The organism is Chlorogloeopsis sp. ULAP01, assembly GCF_030381805.1.
In the GTDB taxonomy this organism is placed as follows: domain Bacteria; phylum Cyanobacteriota; class Cyanobacteriia; order Cyanobacteriales; family Nostocaceae; genus Chlorogloeopsis.
This window is the reverse complement of the sequence record NZ_JAUDRH010000010.1, coordinates 16715-38215: the sequence shown is the minus strand read 5'-3', so window position 1 is coordinate 38215 and position 21501 is coordinate 16715. Positions and strand designations below refer to the sequence as shown.

The following is a 21501-nucleotide window of genomic DNA, read 5'->3' as shown; positions in this document are numbered from 1 at the left end:
CGTTGCTCCCTTTTTGCGCCAATTCATACTACCTACTTTCATGTGGTTCAATGCTTCTACTGAATCATCATCCTAGCTAGACCTTTTGTCACGATGCTAGTAAATGTTGGCTTTAGGTATGATAAAGCTATGTGCATCTGTCTTTGCAAAAGAATCAAAGCTTTTGTTGCTACTACCTACCACAAGGAATTTAACCTAGAAACAATAGTCATGATTGATAATTTGGCCTAATGACTATTAACTAATAAATAGTGACTACTAACTAATGACTATGCCCTGGAACAAGCTTCTACAGCCTGATTTAATTTTAGAAGGTTCAGTATTAAACCTCACACCAGACATAATTCAACGATATGGGCTGAAGGGGATGGTGTTAGATGTAGATGAAACTCTGGTACCGATTAGGGTAGCATCCGCTTCTGTTGAGTTGCAACAATGGGTAAAGGAAATCCGCCAGGTAGTAAGTCTTTGCCTGGTAAGTAATAACCTTAGTGAACCTCGAATCGGTGGTATTGCTCGTTCTTTAAATTTACCCTACTACCTTGGTGCTGCTAAACCTTCAAGACGTAAAATTAAAGCTGCACTCCAAACTATGAACTTACCAGTACAGCAAGTTGCTATGGTGGGCGATCGCTTATTTACTGATGTTTTAGCAGGCAATAGATTGGGAATGTTTACTATTTTGGTTGAACCGATTATTCTTTCAGATGTTGCCCTTCGTTCGCACCCAGTACGTAATTTTGAAGTCTGGATATCCGAAATTATGGGAGCTTCTATATCTCCTAAAAAGCGTAGATTAGTAAATCTTGACAAATTGACAGGAAAATAAATCTAAAGAAAACATTAAAAATATTTTGTTGAAGACGAAAATAGGAGATTATAAGTATTAATAACATGGGATCAGCCAAATAAAGATCCTAAAAATAGCAAGTAACTATAAATTTGTAAAGCGTCAACCTAAAACTTTATATAGGTTGGCGTTTTGCATTTTAATTAGATTTTAATAGCTATTAATTGAATAGCTTTTGTTGTCCATTAGTTTTGGTAAATTAAAACAGCAAGAAGCAAAAATCATATATTTAGAAATCGAACATAGATAAACTACAAGATGCACACCAATGATTTATCTTGTGGTATGTCCGTGTTCATCTGTGTTCGTTATGAGCCTAAACTTCGATTTTGCAATCAATCTATTGTTTGCTGCAACTCAAGATGAGTTCGGCTAATTCATGTGTAACTTGTACACCAAGTAACAGTATTACTTGCTCTAACTTTTCTCGCTGCCAATTTTTAACTTTGGATAAGCAATGCGTTTGTGGTGGAATTGTTGCCAAACTTCTACAAAAATCTCAGCTATTTTCGTTAATTCTTCCCGTGTTAATCCTGAATCAACAAGTTGATTATCTTGCCATCTAGCACGCAGGATGTTGTTTAGCATTGCCAAAGCTTGTTCGGGAGTGGCATCTTTAAGCGATCGCAGTGCCGCCTCGCAAGAATCAGCTAACATGACAATTCCAGTTTCCCGCGATTGAGGAGGTGGGCCATCGTAACGAAAATCTGCCTCGTTTACTGATAAACTAGAATCCTCCTTCGCCATTTGCTGTGCCTGGTGATAAAAGTAGGCAATTTGCATCGTTCCTTGATGCTCTGGAATAAAAGCTTGAATTGCTGTTGGTAATCTGTGTTTGCGTGCCATTTCTAAGCCTATACCAACATGCTTTTTGATAATTTCAGCACTTTTCCAAGGATCTTTAATTTCTGTGTCATGTTTATTTGGTCCCCCCATTTGATTTTCAATAAATGCTAGGGGATCATGCATCTTACCAATATCGTGATACAGTGTTCCGGCTCTTACTAATTCAACGTTGCATCCTAATTGTTTAGCTGCGGTTTCGGCAAGGGTAGAAACAAACAAGGTGTGCTGGAACGTTCCGGGAGTTTCTGTGGCAAGTCGCTTTAACAAGGGGCGGTTGGGGCTTGCTAGTTCAGCTAAACGAATTGGGGTGACTAAATCAAATAGTTTTTCTAAATAGGGACTTAATCCTAAAGCGACAATGCTCCAAACTAAACCAGATAAGGCAAAAAATCCTGCTTCTTGGAGTACGACATATATATTAGGGCCAAATGCTGCACCAAACAGAAGCTGAACTACTAAATATACACCACCCTCAGTTAAAGCTATGGCTACACCTAATAGTGCCAGTTCTTCACGCGATCGCAGGCGGTGTGCCATGCAACTGCCTAATATTCCCCCTGCCGCTCCTGCTAAAAGTCCAATCTTGTTGATTTCTAGGCTAATGGGTAGCAATACCACCAATAAACCCACCACTGTCACACCCAAATTAGCTCCGTAGAAACTACCTAGCAATAAACCAAGCCCACTCCAGGTAGTATAAGGTGTACCCAAGGTTAACACTAGTGGTGTACTTAAAGTCAGCAGTAATACCAATAGACGATCACTCTGCCGCCACCGACACTTGAAACGTCGCTCAACGAAAGCAAAAATGATTACAGCCCCACAGACAGCACCTCCTAAATACATTAATCCTTGCCAATTAATTTCTCGGCGTACTAAGCGATAATGCTCCAATACATCTAATTTCGAGGCTGTAATTAGCTCTCCCTTACGAACAATCAAATCACCTTTGCGTACAGTTACCATGACAGGTTTGATCTCGGCAAGCACCTGATCAGTCTGTAGTTTTGTTTGCGCTTCATCTTTCGTCAGATTAGGCATTAAAACTGCTAATAACAACTTGGTTGCCAAAGGTTTAGCTTGTTTTGGCATCAACGTCTGTACTTGTACGCTGACTGCATTTTGTAAAATACTCAAAGGTAACCCAGGAGGAATTCCTTGAGTGAGAATTCGTTCCGCACTCTGCTGAATCCCCATTTGCGTTTTTGCCCAATCCTCGTCAGATAAGTCGAGGAAGGAACTTGGATCATATAGTGTTTGGGAATCCTCATTTAGTAGTTGTAAAAGTTTGGTACGGGCTTTAATGTAACTTTGGCGTACTTGAAAAATTTTGGTTAAAAGTGAGGACAAGTTTTGCGTAGAAGTCTTGAGGCGGTAAGCTTCTAATTCTGCCATTGCTTGCATAAAATCAGCATTTTGGAAAAACTCTACTAATTTGGAATCATGGGTAGAGGAAGCTGCGAGTAGGGAAGACTGTGTTGAGGATAGTAAGCTTGTATCGGTTTTCTGTTTGTTTGGATGTTGAGTCAACATCCCTGTTTTTTGCTTATTAGGGCGCTCTAAAGCCAGCAGCAAAGCTTGCCACTCTTGATCGGCGCAGGAGCGCAGATAACGCTGGCTGCGTAGAGATAAAGCAAGCGTATCATAAAAAGGAAAGGAGCCAGCAGCAGCTCGAATTTGGTTACCCCGCTCTAGAAGTTGTTGTAAATTTTGGTTGATTTGTTCATTGATACTTTTATCAACCATCAACACTGGTACAGAACTTTTACTGGCGGCTTTAAGCTTGGCTTCTGTTTTTTTCTTATCTTCTATTTGAGTAGTATGAGGTGCTCTAATTGTCTCTGGAGCAACTGTATCAATTTTTAGCTGCGGCTGATTATATAATTTTTGTCCCATGACACCTGTAAGGGACAATACTGCGATCGCAAAAACAATAGGAGAGCGTTTGCCATTAGTACAACTATCAGCCGCCTTATAAATTGGCGTTTTTTGGGTGCGATGTCTACCTTTCACAGGTGATTTCGATATATACAAACAGTTTAGGACTTTGTAATGTCGCCTCCAGTAAGATAATTGCTGGGTTAAGGTTTGAAAAAATGGCTGCGTTTTCATCGCTTATGACGCAGTTGCTTACTGTCATAGGTTAAATAAAATAATTCTGAAATGAAATGGGTTTTAAAGCCATATGTTTGCCACAATTGTTACTTACAGAAACTAAATTAAGATCCATCTTTGATCCAAGATTGATAAAAATTTTATAAAAATTAATTCTTTGTAAGTAATGTTTGTTGCGTTTCTTAAATGACTATATGAATACGTAGAGATCGCATTAACGTAGCCGAATGACACGAGGAGCTGCGATCGCCTGGGGAAGCACTGCGCTCGATGTTCTAGCCCATTTTTCTTCGCTGGTTTTGCTTTGCTCTAAAGCAGGACGATATACTCCAGACCAGGTAGCAATCAGTGCATCCGCTAATTGTAGCATTTGGGAGAAATTCGTCAGGTGCCACTGTGCCGAGCAGGTTTTTGCAAACAAGAAGTGCCAACTGATGGGAATACCGAGGGTACTGTTATAAGTTCCTGATAAAGCACCAGTAATTGCACTCATCTGTGGCGAATGTAAGTTAACCTGATTAACCCGCAAAATCGCAAGACGAAATTCCTCTAAAGTACTCAAAAAACAGTAAAAAGCCATTGTCATTGTGTAACTGAGCTTATCTTCCCTGTTGAATTCAACTTGGGTTTTTTCTAGGCTCGTATGTTTTTCTAACAAATTATTTAATTTGAATAAAATTTGTGGCACTGTTGTGGATGTGTCTCCCAAAAAAGAAATGGCTTGGGGAATCAGCGAAAGGGGAGTAAGTTTGTCAGTTAGGGATTGGGCGATCGCATAGCCCATTACCAATGCCCAATCTTGCACGAGTGGATGATTGTCCCAGATCTTAACCACATCGAGCAAGGATTGTCGGAGCTTAATTAAGTTTTCATGACAAAATAGCGCCACTGGTAAAGTCGTAAGAATTATTTCCGGCGAACTTAATGCACTTGCCTCCAAAATAATTCCTGCCTGTTGCTGACGCTTTACCCAATCATCAAAATCAAACCTGCCCAGTTCAATTAAACTTTCAGCACCTAAAAGCGCTAGTTTTTGCCAATTTCCAGATGAAAGTTCAACTCCCCTAATTCTTGTAAAAGTAGAGCGATCGCGATTTGAACCACCATCAAGCAGACTCTGGCTATGGTGTTGTTCCAAATGAATTTGAGACTGTTTTTCACTTGCCTTGGCAAAACTTTCGCCAACTAAGGCTCCCAGGAAAGTACCTCTCACTCGATTGACAAGAGAGTAGCGCATAAATTTAAAGACAGCAAATTATGAAGACTATCAGACTAAAGGATAAAAGATTTATAGTCTATACTTTATCTTCACACTTCGTCCTTAAGTAATACACTAAAGCTTGCAAGCCTAGAAGATAACTTTGAGCGCCAAAACCACTAATTTGCCCAATTGCGACTGGAGCTATATAAGAGTGATGGCGGAATTCTTCTCGCCGATATATGTTACTCAAATGCACTTCTACTGTGGGCAAATTCACCGCAGCGATCGCATCCCGTAGAGCTACGCTGGTGTGGGTATAAGCTCCAGCATTAATCAAAATGCCTTGGTGTTTTCCCAAGGCATCATGAATTACGTCTACTAAAATTCCTTCGTGATTTGACTGCATAGTAGATACTTCTACCGCCAATTTTTTCCCTTCCACTTCTAACTGACGGTTAATCTCAGCCAAGCCTAGAGAACCATAAATACCCGGTTCCCGTTGTCCTAGCAAATTTAAGTTTGGTCCATGCAGCACCAGAAGGCTCAGGGGACGGAACATCAAATCCTGCACCTTTGTTGTCAAGAGCGACGGCGCGAGCGATCATCTACAGGAATCGGAATTAATTCCGGTTCCGGCTCAACCTCCGGCCCCAAAAGGGCTTCAATTAGCTTGCGTGCCAATTCTTTAAGCTTTTCTAGCACCTTTTCTATATAGTCCATTGGACTGACCGCTCCTGAGATACTACCTCTATCTTTTCAACTTGTCAGTAAAGGAGAAACTAGCTTTTTGTTGCACTCCAGTTTTGCACTCAGCAAACTTACGCTCCCATGTTTTAGGAATAAGCCACATCTAAAAAATTTTGATGTTTTTTCTCCCTCATTTTTTAGAGTATCACATTTACAACCTAGACAACTGCATCCTACTAGGGATAGGTGTTTTGAAGAGTATAGCGCGCACAAACAACTTACAAAACCTACTTTCATAAGCTGTGTGCAGGATTTGAGCTACCTTGTGCTTCTTGCCATTATTGAGAAATTTGTTTGAACGAGTAGCAATCAAAATATAAAAATTTTTTATCCATTGTGATTTGAAGACAATGGTGTTTTACTGGCAAAGTATAAAAGCATAATTCATAGTTAATAGTCAATATTTATTTATTACTATTGACTACTAACTATTAGGTTTAGCTATCTTTTTTGGCAGCAGTAGCCGAGGATTTAGCTTTTGATTTGGTATTAGAGCGAGTTGTAGACTTAGTAGACTTCGTTGTGGATTTGCTCGTTTTGCGAGTCGATTTGCCACTCGATGCTTTGTTTGCAAGCGACTCAACAGCTATATCTAAAGTTACATCCTCTACTGATACTCCTTCTGGAATCTTAGCATTGGTTTTGCCGTGCTTGATGTAGGGGCCGTAGGGGCCGTCGTAGATATTGACTGGTTCGCCATCCTCTGGGTGAGCTCCTAATTCCCGTAAAGCAGCTTTGGACTTGCTAGTTGTAGAGCGTCCTTTTTTCGGTTCAGATAACAACTCTAATGCTCGTTCCAAAGAAATTGACAAAACATCGTCACCTGCCTTTAGGGAACGGTAATCTTTTCCTTCTTTGGCATTGTGTACGACGTAAGGCCCAAAGCGTCCTAAATTAGCTTGAATTGTCGCACCAGTTTCTGGATGCTTACCTAGTGTCCTGGGTAAGGACAAAAGGCCAACAGCCATTTCTAGGGTGACATCTTCGGGCTTTACTCCTTTTGGTAAAGAAGCTTGTTTGGGTTTGGGATTTTCGTCAGACTTATCTCCTAACTGGACATAAGGGCCATAAGGGCCAATCAATATGTATATCGATTCGCCTGTTTCTGGATGACGGCCAACTTCATCTGGGCCGGAGGTTTTTTGTCGCAGTAAGGTTTCTACCTTTTGGGGATCGAGATCGGCGGGAGTTAGATCTTTAGGAATTGAGGCTGTAACAATATCATTTCCATTTTCAACTTCTATGTAGGGGCCAAATTTACCAATGCGGATTTTGGCATCCAAATTCTCCAATTCCACTGTTCTAGCTTTATTGGCATCAATTTGGTCTTGTTTTTGTTTGACTAAAGTTTCTAGTCCTTGATCTCCCAAATAAAATTCTCGCAGGTAAGGCAACCACTTGGCTTCACCCGTAGCAATATCATCCAAAGTTTGCTCCATTTTGGAAGTAAAACTTGGATCGACAACATCAGGAAAGTATTTTTCTAGTAAATCGGTTACAGCAAAGGCGGTGAAAGTAGGTATGAGTGCGTTATTCACCAACTGAGCATAACCTTTGTCAAGGATTGTGCCGATGATACTCGCGTAGGTACTGGGGCGTCCAATACCTTCACTTTCTAGGGTTTTCACCAAAGTTGCTTCGGTATATCTAGCCGGAGGTTGAGTTTCGTGTCCCAGTGCTTCGAGATCAACACAGTTGGGATGATCCCCGACTTTGAGATTGGGCAAGATGATTTCTTGATCTTCAAGAGCCGCTTCTGGATCGTCAGTTCCTTCAACATAAGCGCGCAAATAGCCGGGAAAGTCGATACGTTTGCCAGAAGACCGAAATCCGGCATCTTCTACTTGCAGCTGTACGGTAATTTGGGTTTGGCGAGAGTCTGCCATTTGGCAAGCGACAGTGCGCTTCCAAATTAAATCGTACAATTGTAGTTCTCGTCCGCTTAAGCCTGTTTCTTGGGGAGTACGGAAGGTACTTCCCGCAGGACGAATGGCTTCGTGGGCTTCTTGAGCACCTTTGGATTTGGTGGTGTACTGCCGGGGTTTGGGGCTGAGATATTGCTTGCCGTACAGTTGTTCTACGCAGCTACGGGCTGCGGCGATCGCCTGTTCTGAAAGGTGTACGGAGTCTGTACGCATATAGGTGATATACCCTTGCTCGTACAAACTTTGGGCAATTCGCATTGTATCTCGTGCCGATAGGCGCAGTTTCCGGTTAGCTTCCTGTTGCAAAGTTGAAGTGGTAAACGGAGCCGAGGGCTTGCGAGTAATGGGGCGTTCTTCTATGTCTGTAACTGTCCAACTTTTCCCACTCAGGCGTTCTTTCAGCGCTTGTGCTTGCTCTTGGTTGAGCAGGACAACATTACGACCTGTGGTAATTTTGCCTGTTTTCGGGTCAAAATCACTACCTGTTGCTAATCGAGTTCCTGCCAATGTCACAAGCTGGGCGGCGAATGCTTGGTCTTTTTTGCTTTCTGCTTGCGGGGGAGTTAAAGTAGCTTTTAAATCCCAGTATGTTGCTTGTTTAAAAGCGCGACGCTCTTGTTCGCGGTTTACCAGCAGCCTAACCGCTACTGACTGAACCCGCCCAGCCGACAATCCCCAGGCGATTTTTTTCCACAATAAGGGAGAGAGGGTGTAGCCTACCAATCGATCTAAAATTCGCCGTGTTTCTTGAGCACGAACCAACTGCTCGTCAATATTGCGGCAGTTGTGCAATGCTTTTTTGATGGCATCTTGAGTGATTTCGTGAAATACCATCCGCTTAGTCGGTACTTTTGGCTTGAGTAATTGGTATAAATGCCAACTTATGCTTTCACCTTCTCGGTCTTCGTCTGTTGCCAGAATCAACTCTGAAGCGTCTTTCAATGCTTCTTTTAGTTGGGTGACAACTTTCTTTTTATCTTTGGGAACGACATACAAAGGTTCAAAGTCGGCGTCTACATTTACCCCGAGCTGCGCCCATTTTTCCCCTTTGACAGTGGTGGGAATTTCACTAGCTGACTGGGGTAGATCACGCACATGACCCATAGAAGCCTCTACCTGATAGTCTTTTGGCAGGTAGTTGCGAATGGTACGAGCTTTGGTCGGAGATTCGACGATGACGAGAGTTGACATGGAAATTTCAAAAAAAAGAATAGCTGCTAGGCTAAACAGTCAAATTGAGATAATTGAGAGCTAAATGTAAAGATTATCAATCATTCAACAGATGTGATTTAATCCTCACATAAACTGTCCGCCTGTAAAATCCCCTCACACTGTGGCATAGGACTGTTGCCACTTCCACAGTGTAGTTTTTCCTAAAGGATAGGGAAAGCGGATCTATGGAATTTCCAGTTATTTCAATCTTTAACTTATCTCAGGCATAATTGGCGACTATTAATTTGAAAATATCTATTTTTGAGGATAGAAGAGGTATGAGTTCACAAAACCTAAGTATTTGCTGTGCGATCGCCTAATGCTTGTCCGAAGACACTCATCAGCGAAAGGAACCCAGCAACGATGAACCCTGCTCCACATCCTTTGCCTCTTGCCTAACCTCCTAACTATGCCAAAATTAAATCAAAGCTTTTAAGCTTAAATAAAAATTAATTCTGTAACTTCAGGAGAAGCAATCATGCAACCAATTCGTCAAGGTGACGTTATTCTACTGCCTGTGCAGCAAATAGATGGACAAAAACTGCCACATTTAACTTTGGCAGAAGGTGAAGTTACTGGACACAAACATTGCATCATTGACGGACAAGCGGAGTTATACGAGCAAGATGGCACCTTATATTTGAGTGTACTTTCATCTGAGGCATTGCTTGTTCACGAGGAACATAAGTCCATTGTTATTCCCCAGGGTACATGGATGGTGAGAATTCAGCGAGAATATGAACCTGAAAGTTGGCGCTATGTTACCGATTAAGGCAGTAATGATTGTTTTTTCCACTTTTTACACCTATTGCTTAAGCGCCTTTTTAACTGAGCTTTTAATTGTGTTCCCTACATTTTGTCAAAATAATTACTGTTTATTTGTTCCCAAGTTAGAATTTTTTAATTCTTGATTTTTTACTCTCAGCTTTCTTTATATGTTAATCATTCAGAAAAATTAAAGAGTATTTTTTGTGGTTCTTGAGCAAATAAATACCCATAGGTAACTACATTATACCAATGCGTGGATTTTGGATTAAAAACATTGATTAATAGGCTAGTCCAAGATTTTGAAACAAGACTCCCGCGTGCCAATTTGGTATTAACTGATTTTTAAATTTCATCTCAATATACTTCATGTTTTTCGATAGATATTGCTTGTAGACAAAATCTTTGACAATTTGACGACCGAAAAAATACTAATCTTATCCACGATCAACTTAACCTCCATCGTGAAATAATAATATCAAAAATCACAATTCTATAATAGATAGATATAGTTAATATTTGTAATTATCGTTATTGATGAAATATTGACTTCAATATTAGTTAAATATTTGATAGTCATAAACACTCACCAAAATATAAATACTTTCAAAGCTAAAAAAGTAAAATTGTTGATTTAAGCTACATAATGACTAGATTAGGATGTTATCACTCTACGCTATTATGCTTAATCTACGAAGATAGTAAATTAAGGAATTGTATACTTAAGATTTTATTTTTAGAATTCTCTCTTCTGTATTTGTCTATTCCCAAAGTTATAGGAAATTAAGCTAACTTATGAACTCAAAGTATAAATTTTTCTAAAAACAGTTTAATATAACGAATATATTATTATTTATAATCCATCTTAAGATATATTTTTCTAGGTGTATTTAAATATTGTAAGTTTAGCAACTTCTCTAAATTTAAAACTTGGGATTTTAGAGTATGGATTCTGCCTTTTGTGACGAAGAGAAAGCCCGTAATATTAGTTATTTAGTTTTGTCATATCCTACAAATTACTGAGTGTCGTAAAAATCAATACATTTTAATTTAAAATAGAGTTTATTATAAACTTCAAACCTTGCTGAAATAGAAATTGTGATAATATAAAATCGGAGAATTTAGTTCGGCGGTAGTATTCTTGTTTTTGTCAATCATTGCAAGTGGCTCTCCGGATGAACATCTCTGCATATGCATAAGTGATTTCTGGAGAGATTAATGTCGATTTACGTAGGCAACCTATCCTACAACGTCACCCAAGAAGACCTCAGCAAGGTGTTTTCTGAGTATGGCACCGTGAAGCGAGTTCAACTTCCCACCGATCGGGAAACAGGTCGTGTGCGAGGTTTTGGTTTTGTGGAAATGGAATCAGAAGCCTCAGAAGATGCAGCCATTCAAGCTTTAGATGGTGCTGAGTGGATGGGTCGCGTCATGAAAGTTAACAAAGCAAGACCACGGGAGGAAAGAGGCAGTCGCTCTGGCGGTAATAGCTGGGGTAAGAGTAACAGTGGTGGATACTCTAGGCGCTATTAAGTCTTGAATATCTTCATAAACTGAGGCTGAAAAGCTATTGTCGAAAGGTAAAAAACAGCATTTCGCAAGTACGATTTAATACAAAAATAGCAGTTCAGTTATTTACTGAAACTGCTTGTTTGAACATAAGCAGATCAGCACCGACTGAGCTGCTTATTAATTTTTAGAGATTATTTTGATATTTAATTAGACTAAATTTTCTGATTACTTATGCTCTGCATGGGAAAGAGAAAAATTCTGTAGCTCACGCTTGTAATCAGCTGCTGTAAGTAAAATAGGATTGGCTTTAGCATAGCGATCGCTCGTGTAGATCCTCCACCAAGCGTGTATAGCGATCGCTAAACTGAAACATAAACTAATTTGATGGTATCGATCCCGTAACAAAAACAGCGCCACGAAACTTTAGTAGAAAACACAATAGAATTAACACAGTTGGCCCTTTTATGTCTAATTGCCAAAACCTATATAGCTCATGGATTTTGCTAATGTTGCATCCCAGTTGAATGCTGGAACGATATTGCCAGAGGGAATAGTCGTAGCCACCTTCTTGGGGGTTTTGATTGTGGATTTGATATTGGGGCGTAATTCCTCGCGCTGGATTGGATATCTAGCGATCGCAGGTTTGTTCGCCGCAATTTTCGCCCTGTATTTGCAATGGGATAATTCTAATCCCATGTTTTTTGCTGGTGCCTTTAATGGTGATGACCTCAGCATCGTATTTCGCGGTATTGTGGCATTATCTGCCGCCGTTACGATTTTGATGTCAATTCGCTATGTTGAACAAAGTGGCACCGCTTTAGCGGAATTCATAGCGATTTTGCTGACTGCTACCTTGGGAGGAATGTTTTTATCAGGGGCTAGTGAGTTGGTGATGATTTTCGTCTCTCTAGAAACTCTGAGTATTTCCTCTTATTTACTGACAGGTTATACAAAGCGCGATCCTCGTTCTAATGAAGCGGCGCTGAAATACTTGTTGGTTGGTGCTGCTAGTACAGCTGTATTTTTGTATGGTGTTTCCCTGCTGTACGGTTTGTCTGGCGGACAAACAGAACTGAATGCGATCGCTAGCGGCATTGCTACAGCCAACCTAGCCCAATCTTTGGGTGTAGTCATTGCTCTTGTATTTGTGATTGCAGGTGTAGGCTTTAAAATCTCTGCTGCACCCTTCCACCAATGGACGCCAGATGTTTACGAAGGCGCACCTACCCCAGTGATTGCCTTTTTGTCTGTGGGTTCTAAAGCAGCTGGGTTTGCCCTTGCCATTCGCTTGCTGACAACCGTTTTCCCTCTCGTCGCCGAGGAGTGGAAATTTGTTTTCACTGCCCTCGCCGTACTGAGTATGATTTTGGGTAACGTAGTTGCTCTTGCCCAAACCAGCATGAAACGGATGTTAGCTTATTCATCCATTGCCCAAGCTGGATTTGTGATGATTGGTTTGATTGCTGATAGCCAAGCAGGATATGCCAGTATGGTATTTTACCTGTTGGTCTACCTGTTTATGAACCTGTGCGGTTTTACTTGTATTATCCTCTTCTCGCTACGAACAGGAACCGATCAAATTGCCGAATACTCTGGTTTATATCAGAAAGATCCTCTTTTGACTTTGGGCTTAAGTATTGCCCTACTGTCTTTGGGAGGAATACCGCCCTTAGCTGGATTCTTTGGAAAGATTTACCTGTTCTGGGCTGGATGGCAAGCAGGCCTTTATGGTTTAGTATTACTAGGTCTTGTTACTAGTGTTGTCTCCATCTACTACTATATTCGTGTAGTTAAGATGATGGTGGTTAAAGAACCCCAAGAGATGTCTGATGCTGTCAAGAATTATCCTGAAGTGCGTTGGAATTTACCTGGATTTAGACCTTTGCAGGTAGGTTTGTTAACAACCTTAATCGCCACTTCCATTGCAGGAATTTTGTCCAATCCCATATTTACCCTGGCTAATAATTCCATCACTCATACTTCAATGTTGCAAGCCAAAGCAGTTGATAGTACTCAGGTAAGTGCTATGTCTGCCAAACCTACTGAGGGGTTGTAAGTTTACTTACAAATATAACTCAAACTTATGCAATCAAGACGCCTGATGTTAAAGTCAGGCGTTTTTGCATATTTGTAACTTTAAGACAGTATTAAGTACTTGCACACATTAATTACACTTTCTTTTTCACAGGCTGGAGCCTGAGAAAACATTGATTGAGGCTCTGTCTCCAGTTTTTATGACCATACTCTGTATGCTAATGAGAAATTCCCTACTAAGAGTTCCCTTTTATTTTGCACGACCACTTACAAATTTGAGTGGCTTTGTGTTCTCATACCATTTCACTTTTTGAGTGATTCATATTCAACCCCTCCCAACCTCCCCTTGCTAAGGGGAGGTGCCGTAGGCGGTGGGGTACATCCATATCAGCCTTTTCGTGAAATAGTATCACTCTTTACCTTGGTCTAGTATAAGTGGTTAATTTGTCAATCACACTTTAGATATATATTTTATTAGTCGTTGTATTTCATACAATTGGGAATTGTTCACAAAAGCACCTAATATTCGTAGATAATTGCAGAAAGCAAAATGCTGGCTTACTCTCATGACTGTCTTGATAAGCGGAAATTAAGTTAATTGTGACTGGTCACGTGAAAACATCTAAGAAAAATAATGTGTACTATAAGACAAAGTTAAATGTCAATATATCATAATAATACAGTAAATATACTTGATTAATTAGTTAGTAATTTTACGTATAGCAACTATTATGTTACTTGTATTAATAATCATCAATTTTCACACTTTAGTAGCTAAATCGTAATACAAGTAGATTTATATAAGTATTAATACTTATAACTATTATTACTTTGTTTTTAGCAATACTAGAAAAAATACATAAATCCATATAAACACTATTGAATCTTAAGAAAAAATAAAAATATACTCTCAATGTATAGAGGTTTATATCTCTTCACAAAAATGTAGGGATTTGTATTATTTGTTGACAAAGGTTATAGCAGTCTTCATTTGGCTGAAATAAAGGATAAATAGGACGCTGAAGTAACCTCTTAATTCAATAAATTAGTACACATAAATCATCACAATTATGCAATTGTGTGGACACTCAGTACGTTAGCGCAGGCAACAGATAAGAGTATTGTGAAACAATTGCAAAATTCTTGCGATTGTTTAGCTTTTCTCACATCACACTAAATAAATATGTCCACCCACTGAAATTCCTGAAAGTTTGTTCGATTGGGAATCAGAAACATTTGGAAATTACAAATTCAAATTCGTTCCGTCTAAGAGTTTTCATACTCAGGTTAGAGATGTTTTGGATTAGTATTAATTTCCGTTTTGTCTATTTATTTAGATTTTATCACTAGCTTCAAAATGAAACCATGTAATTTTTGAATTTAATGGTTTTAATCTAGTTTCGAGTATTTACCCTCATTGTACAAGAAGGGTATCAAGCTACTGGAGTTAGTCATTCTATGTCTTAATAAAAGACTAGTTTGACCTATTTCGTAATAATCAAACATCAAGAGGAATTGCAACCATGAGAGAAGTATTGGAACTAATTGAAAGCAAAAAGCAAGAGTTTGCTAAATTAGCATTTTTTCAATTTTTACAAGATACCAGCATAGAACCCAGACAAAGGCTAGCATTTGCTCCCTGCTTTTCACCTTTTGTTATGGGTTTTGCAGAATTGAATAGATATGTTTGGCGTGAAGAACCAACTAATGATCCGATACAAGCTCTTATCAATCAACATACTTATGAAGATGATAGTCATTGGATATGGTTTTTAGAAGACTTACAAAAGCTAGGATTTGATATATTCTTAAATCTTACTGATGCCTTAAGATTTTTATGGAGCAGTGAAATCCAAGCATCACGGCAGACAATATATGAGATTTATCGGTATACTTACAAAGCTACTCCTATCGATAAGTTGGTGGTAATAGAAGCGATAGAAGCAATAGCAGATATATTTCTCTCAACAACTACACAAGTTACTGAAGAATTAAAACTAGTGACTGGTAAAAAATTCAAATACTTTGGTAATCATCATTTTTTAATTGATTCCGATCATAGTATGTATTCTTCAGATAATTTAGATATGATTAATAATATTCAGTTATCTGAAGAAAGTCGCGAGTATGCTTTTAAATTAGTTGACAAATCATTTGATTTATTCAAAGATTTCGTTGATTTCCTTTTAATTCAAGCTCAAGAATTTAATTTAGCAAAAGATTTTTGCTTGAACACAGGGAATAAATCTCTATATCTAAAAGATGAACAAATTAATCTGGCAACAGAAATCTTAGAGTCGAGTAGTGAAAGTAAGGTTTTAATCAGCGATATCAATTAGACTTGAGTTAAATTACCAATACCACGTCGAGGTTAAAATAATTGGGTTGATAAAATTGCTAAAATCTTGTTTTTTAAAGATTATAGTAATTGTATTTACCAATAATTGACCTTAGACGTGCTGCTAAAATTTTGACCTAAGTTGGAATTTCAATAATGAACTCAGTTCCTTTTTCTGGAATAGAATTACATTTTAACTGACCTTTGTGTTTATCTACTATAATTTGATAGCTAATTGATAAACCTAATCCAGTTCCTCTACCAACAGCTTTAGTAGTAAAAAATGGATCAAAAATTTTATTTTTTATTACTTCTGGCATACCAAGACCGTTATCAGCAATCCGAATATTCACTCTATTATTATTAATCAACTCAGTACATATCCAAATAGTTAAATTCAAATTTTGAGAATTGAAATTTAAATCTTGACTGTTCTTTGTTTTTTCTTCTAGAGTATCAATGGCATTACTTAGAATATTCATAAACACCTGATTTAACTGTCCAGCATAACAGGTAACTTCGGGCATTTGTTTATATTCTTTAATCACTTGAATTTCAGGGCGATCGCTCTTTGCTTTGAGTCTGTGTTGCAGAATCATGAGAGTGTTATCTATACCCTCATGAATATCTACAGGTTTCATATCAGCTTCATCTAGGCGTGAGAAATTGCGTAAGCCCAAAACAATATTGCGGATGCGCGACGTTCCAATCTTCATTGAATCCAAAAGCTTAGGCAAGTCTTCTAATAGAAAATTTAGGTCAATTTCCTCTCCTTTTTGTACAACTATAGCAGAGTGATTGGGATATTCCTGTTGATAAACAGCAATTAAATCTAGCAAATCTTGCACATAATCTCTAGCATGAGCGATATTACCATGAATAAAGTTTATCGGGTTATTAATTTCATGAGCAATTCCTGCAATCATTTGCCCTAAACTAGACATTTTTTCACTTTGAATCAGTTGAGTTTGGGTACTTTGCAAATCCAGAATTAGTTGCTGCAAACTTCGATTTTTTTCGTTGAGTTCCTGCGTTCTCTCCTCAACTTTTTCCTCTAGCGTGTGACTGTATTCTTCCAAGCGTTCTTTAGTTTCCGTCAAATCTTTGTAAAGGATAGCATTCTCTAAAGATATTGCAGCTTGGGTGGTAATCACTTTCAACAGTTCTATGCGATCGCGTGTAAAAGCTCCAGTTGCAAGATTGTTTTCTAAATAAAGAATACCAATAAATTTACCTTGATTGCTAATTGGAATACACAAAAGGCTCTTGGGTTGTTGCTCGTTAATATAGTGATCGCCACTCAGAAACTGTTCAATTTTGGCATCATCTTTGACAAATATTTCCCTAGTACGTTTAACATAGTTAATCAAAGTAATAGGAACATCATGACTGAATTCCAGGCTAGTAGATGGAAATTGAATACCAAAAGAAGTGGAACTAATGGCGGTAACTATTAAGTCCAAATTTTCGCCTTTACTCAAAACTAGAGCGGATTTAGATGCTCCCGCATTCTCCATCAGTACTTCCATCAAGGTAGAAAGTAACTGTTCTAGCTCAATTTCTCCTGAGAGTGCTTGAGACGCTTTAATCACAGATGCCAAATCTAAAGAGTTAGAAATACTTGTGTGAGAACCAATGACAGTTTGGTGATTGTTCAAGGTTGACATAGATGTAGTATCGTGAAAACTGCTTTTATCATTGGGGTAAAAGTTGAGTGTTTCACGTTGGAGAATATAAGCAAGTAAGTGGGAATAACGTTTTGCTAAATCATCTACCTTGGCTTTTGCTCCCCAACGAACATATCCGTAGTAAGCATCAATTAAATAGACTTGAGCTATTTTCTGTTTACCATGTTCTAAATAGAACATCGCCGCAAGTTCGTTAGCAAGAGCTTCTTCATTGATGTACCCATTTTCTTTCGCAAGCTCAATTGCGCGATCGTAACAGTTTATAGCTTCTAAGTATTGACCTACAACTCTATACCTTTCAGCTTCTACTAAATAATATTTATGTAGATAATTCATAGGGGCATGATTTGCCCACTTTTGTAACTTTGCTTGGTTTTCTATGACTTTATTTAATAAAATTTCCCTTTCAGCTTGCGCTTCTGAAGATAACGCCAAAGCTATTAGAGAATCATAAAAATGAAAAATAGGTACAGTGATAAAACCTGTTCCACCGGCTAGGTATTGTTTTGCTTTAATAGAGTTTTCCTTAGCTTGAACTAAGTCACCAAAAAAATAGCAAAGAATAAGTTGGTGTAAATAAAAATAGTGAAGTCCATTAATATCATTAGCTTGAATCAACAAAGGAAGATATTCTTCAGCTTTGTATATCTCACCAGTTAAGATACAAGGTTTTTGGGTGTTACCTAATAAATTAATAACAGCTTGCCAGCAAATTTTACAATAATGTGATGTTGTTGCTTGTTTATGACTTTCTAAGAGATGACAATATTCTTTTATTTCTTCTTCTAATTTTGATAATTCATTACCAATAAAATATAAATGTTGACAGATATCTTTAACACAATAGCCAACAAATTCTAAGTTTCCAGTTTCTAGCGCTATTTGATAGCTTTCTAACATAATCGGCAAAGTTTCTTTAATATGCGAATTTCCATGCACAATAAAGGCACTAACAACATAAAAAGTTCTAGACTTTATATCTTTGATATTAAATTTTGTAACTAATTTTAAAGCTAACTTGGCAAATTTGTCTGCTGCTTGGATATCATCAAGAATACCGTTTAATAGGATACCGTAACATGCATAACAAAAAGCTGATAGAGGAGCATTGCCATGCTTAACTGATAAGTTAACTTGAAATAAAATTATGAGTGGAAATAGTAAAGGATCTGCAATGTAGCTAGAAGGAATCATACTTGCTATTAGCCGCATAATTGCCAATTCTTCTACAGCAGTCATTAATGGTAGATTAGCTAATTCATCTATAGTTTTTTTGGCAACTAATGTATAAGTTTCACTAAGTACTTGTTGAATATCAGACTCATTCGGTTTATCTGGAAAAGACACTCCAAACAAATTTAGCGCTTGTCGTGCGATCGCAATTGCTGCCGAAAGTTTATTTTGTGATGTATAAGCTTGAATTTTAACTTCATAAACTTTCACTTTTTCTAGCAGTGTTTTAGCTTGTGCTAACACTTCTTGGATAAACTCTTCCATCTGTTCCAAGCTACCAGCCAAGGATGCTGCTTCGGCAGCTGTTTCATATAAGGCTAAAGTTAATTTATATTGATTGTGCCACTTATTATCTTCTAACAGTTTAATTCCAGTAGTTAAATATTTAAGTGCTGCCGTATAAGCTGTTGATGCTAAAGCTCGTTGTCCGGCAATTAAATTCATGTTAGCGAGTTGATTGCATTCTGCTTGCTCAACGATTAAATCTACTGCTATATTGAACTGATTCACTAAAGAAAAAATATTTTTTTCTTGCTCAACTTGGGGAATTGTATTTAATAGCAGTCTCCCAATTTTTAAGTGAACTGTCTGTTTTTTAGCTTCAGCAATTAAAGTATAAGCAGCTTGCTGTACTCGGTCATGGACAAATTTATATTTAGGTAATGGGGTAGATGTTTCTACATCATCACTTGTTAGTAATCTATCTCCATTTTCTGCAAATAATTTATAATTCTCTGTTTGAGGTAAGATTAATCCTTCATGTAAGGCTATCCATAAATCCGATGCTGTATCTGTAATATTTTTTTCATAAACAATAGAAAGAGATTTTAGGTCAAATTGATTGCCGATACAAGCAGCTAATTTCAGAATTTCTTGAGTAGGCTTTGGTAATTTCTCTATTTGCAGTGCCATAAATTCTACGACATCATCTGTAAGAGATAATGTCTTAATTTGTGTAAGATTGTATTGCCAACAACCAAGGTCAAAATAGAATTTTATTAATCCATCACTATGTAAATACTTAAGAAATTGAGTAGCAAAAAAAGGATTCCCCTTAGTTTTGATAAATGTCATTTGAGTGAGAGGAACAGCAAGCATTTCCGTACAATGGAGAGTATCAGCAACCAATCTGTTTAAATCACTTTGATTGAGATTTTTGAGGGTAATTGTATTAATAGTCGCTCCATCTTTTTCACTTTCATTTAGTGTTAAATAAAGTGGATGTGTTTTAGAGACTTCATTATCTCTATAGGCACCAATCAGTAGGAGGCTACCCTGAGTTGCATCTATGAATTCTGGATTGTATCTCTCTAAATCTTTGTGGAGAACTGCTGAATCTCTCCTTTCAAAAGTAGGTGTAGTACGGTATGAATTTGAGCTAACTAGTAATTGAAGAAATTTCAAAGAAGCCGCATCTGCCCATTGCAAGTCATCCAGAAAGATAACTAAGGGATGTCCTTGGCTACTAAAGACTTGAATAAATCTTTGAAATAGTAAATTGAAGCGATTTTCGGCAGCACTAACAGAAAGTTCTGCAACCTCTGGTTGCTTGCCAATAATTTGTTCTAATTGAGGAATTACATTAGTAATAACCTGAGCTTGATCGCCTAATGCCAGTAAAATCTGCTCTTGCCATTGTTGAATTTGAGCATCAGATTCACTCAGTAGTTGTCTAATTAAATCGCGAAAAGTTTCTATCCATGCAGAAAATGGAATATCGCGTTGGAACTGGTCAAATTTTCCTCTAATAAAGTAGCTGCGCTGACGAACAATTGGTTTGTGAATTTCGTTGACAACCGCGGTTTTGCCCACTCCAGGATCACCAGCAACTAATATTATTTCCGTTGTCCCACGTGTCACACGCTCAAAAGCAGCGAGTAGAGTTTCTACCTCCCGGTGACGACCGTAGAGTTTTTCGGGAATAATAAAACGGTCTGAGATATCCCTAGTTGCTAATTCAAACGAGTCTATCTTTTGTGTTTGTTGCCATTGTTGTTTACACGCTTCTAAGTCATACTTTAGCCCTAAGGCACTTTGATAACGTTCTTCGGCATTTTTTGCCATCAGCTTGCTAATGATATCAGATAGGATTGATGGAATTTTTGGATTAATACAACTGATGCGTGGCGGTTCTTTGGCAATGTGACAGTAAACTAACTCCATCTGATCAGTGGCTGTGAAAGGTAACTGTTCAGCGAGGAGTTCAAAGAAGGTAACACCAAGGGAATAAAAGTCGGCACGATAGTCAATGCCTCGGTTCATCCGTCCGGTTTGTTCTGGAGAAATGTAAGCAAGGGTACCTTCTAAAACGTTGGGACTTGTCAAACTTTGAAGTTCTCTTGGTAGAACAGAGGCGATACTAAAGTCGATGATCCTAACTTCTTTAGTGCTTGGATGAATCAGAATATTGGCGGGTTTAATATCTTTGTGAATGACGCGATAGCGATGTAACCCGTCAAGGATAGAGGCGATTTGAATACTAATATCGAGAAAAAGCTGTAGATTTATAGGTGATGTTTCTATATTTTTCTCTATCCAGTGCTTAAGGGAAATGCCACCAAAGTCTTCCATAACAATGGCATAACCATTGCGATAATTTTCTAAACTATAGGTTTTGACAATACCTGAAAGATTGAGATTTTTAGTGATGGAATACTGATTGCGGAACTGGGCAATTTCATCAAAGCTAGGATATTCATTCCGCATCATTTTGATGATGACAGTTTTGTGGTCTTGTTCTCTGATACCGCGATAAACTATTGTTTTACTACCCAAATAAATTTGTTCGACAATGCGATAGCCAGGAAAGGGCTTAATTGTATCTAATAATACTGTCATTTGCCTAGCCTTACACTCTTAGTATTTATGTTTTATTATTCCCAAGGACAGATTGACAATATCATTAATCATGTCATGTGTATAAATTAAACTTATTTTTAGATATAGTCTATGTAATAATATGTAAATAATAGTTAAATTTTAATATTTGCAAAAGAAAAAAGCCTGCTTAAGCAGGCTGGTGACTTTAAGCGTAG

General features: G+C 38.1%; 12 protein-coding genes. 5 read left to right on the top strand and 7 right to left on the bottom strand.

Annotated elements, in window-relative coordinates:
* Positions 1-271: 271 nt before the first annotated feature.
* A complete protein-coding gene (locus tag QUB80_RS19935; protein WP_289791262.1) occupies positions 272-829 on the top strand; it encodes a YqeG family HAD IIIA-type phosphatase in 558 nt (185 codons plus the stop codon).
* Between the two features lie 438 nt (positions 830-1267).
* Here QUB80_RS19935 and QUB80_RS19930 read toward each other — a convergent pair whose 3' ends face one another.
* From QUB80_RS19930 to topA, 5 genes are all read right to left on the bottom strand, one after another.
* Entirely contained in the window at positions 1268-3808 is a 2541-nt protein-coding gene (locus QUB80_RS19930; protein WP_289791261.1) for an HD family phosphohydrolase, read from the bottom strand.
* 217 nt (positions 3809-4025) lie between these two features.
* Entirely contained in the window at positions 4026-5048 is a 1023-nt protein-coding gene (locus tag QUB80_RS19925; protein ID WP_289791260.1) for an ADP-ribosylglycohydrolase family protein, read from the bottom strand.
* A gap of 58 nt (positions 5049-5106) precedes the next feature.
* On the bottom strand, positions 5107-5571 hold the full coding sequence (aroQ, locus tag QUB80_RS19920; protein WP_289791259.1) for a type II 3-dehydroquinate dehydratase: 465 nt from the start codon (positions 5569-5571) through the stop codon (positions 5107-5109).
* A 20-nt stretch (positions 5572-5591) separates the two neighbouring features.
* Positions 5592-5732 carry a hypothetical protein gene (locus QUB80_RS19915; RefSeq protein ID WP_016876993.1) on the bottom strand — a complete coding sequence of 47 codons (141 nt, stop codon included), beginning with the start codon at positions 5730-5732 and terminating at the stop codon, positions 5592-5594.
* A gap of 464 nt (positions 5733-6196) precedes the next feature.
* Positions 6197-8875, bottom strand: coding sequence for a type I DNA topoisomerase (gene topA / locus QUB80_RS19910; RefSeq protein WP_289791258.1), 2679 nt, complete (start codon positions 8873-8875; stop codon positions 6197-6199).
* 499 nt (positions 8876-9374) lie between these two features.
* Here topA and QUB80_RS19905 point away from each other — a divergent pair, with 499 nt between their 5' ends.
* Both QUB80_RS19905 and rbp read left to right on the top strand, forming a co-directional pair.
* A complete protein-coding gene (locus QUB80_RS19905; protein ID WP_289791257.1) occupies positions 9375-9668 on the top strand; it encodes a DUF8820 family protein in 294 nt (97 codons plus the stop codon).
* A gap of 1211 nt (positions 9669-10879) precedes the next feature.
* Positions 10880-11194, top strand: coding sequence for an RNA-binding regulator (gene rbp / locus QUB80_RS19900; protein ID WP_289791256.1), 315 nt, complete (start codon positions 10880-10882; stop codon positions 11192-11194).
* Between the two features lie 204 nt (positions 11195-11398).
* On the opposite strand, the gene QUB80_RS19895 is transcribed toward rbp, so the two are convergent.
* Complete coding sequence (locus QUB80_RS19895; RefSeq protein WP_289791255.1) at positions 11399-11590, bottom strand: hypothetical protein; 192 nt, start codon at positions 11588-11590, stop codon at positions 11399-11401.
* Positions 11591-11666: 76 nt separating this feature from the next.
* Between QUB80_RS19895 and QUB80_RS19890 the strand changes: the two genes are divergently transcribed.
* Both QUB80_RS19890 and QUB80_RS19885 read left to right on the top strand, forming a co-directional pair.
* Complete coding sequence (locus tag QUB80_RS19890; protein ID WP_289791254.1) at positions 11667-13229, top strand: NAD(P)H-quinone oxidoreductase subunit N; 1563 nt, start codon at positions 11667-11669, stop codon at positions 13227-13229.
* 1501 nt (positions 13230-14730) lie between these two features.
* Positions 14731-15546: a hypothetical protein gene (locus QUB80_RS19885; RefSeq protein ID WP_289791253.1), complete on the top strand. Its 816-nt coding sequence runs from the start codon at positions 14731-14733 to the stop codon at positions 15544-15546.
* 136 nt (positions 15547-15682) lie between these two features.
* On the opposite strand, the gene QUB80_RS19880 is transcribed toward QUB80_RS19885, so the two are convergent.
* Positions 15683-21304, bottom strand: a complete 5622-nt coding sequence (locus tag QUB80_RS19880; protein WP_289791252.1) for an ATP-binding sensor histidine kinase — start codon at positions 21302-21304, stop codon at positions 15683-15685.
* Between the last annotated feature and the right edge of the window lie 197 nt (positions 21305-21501).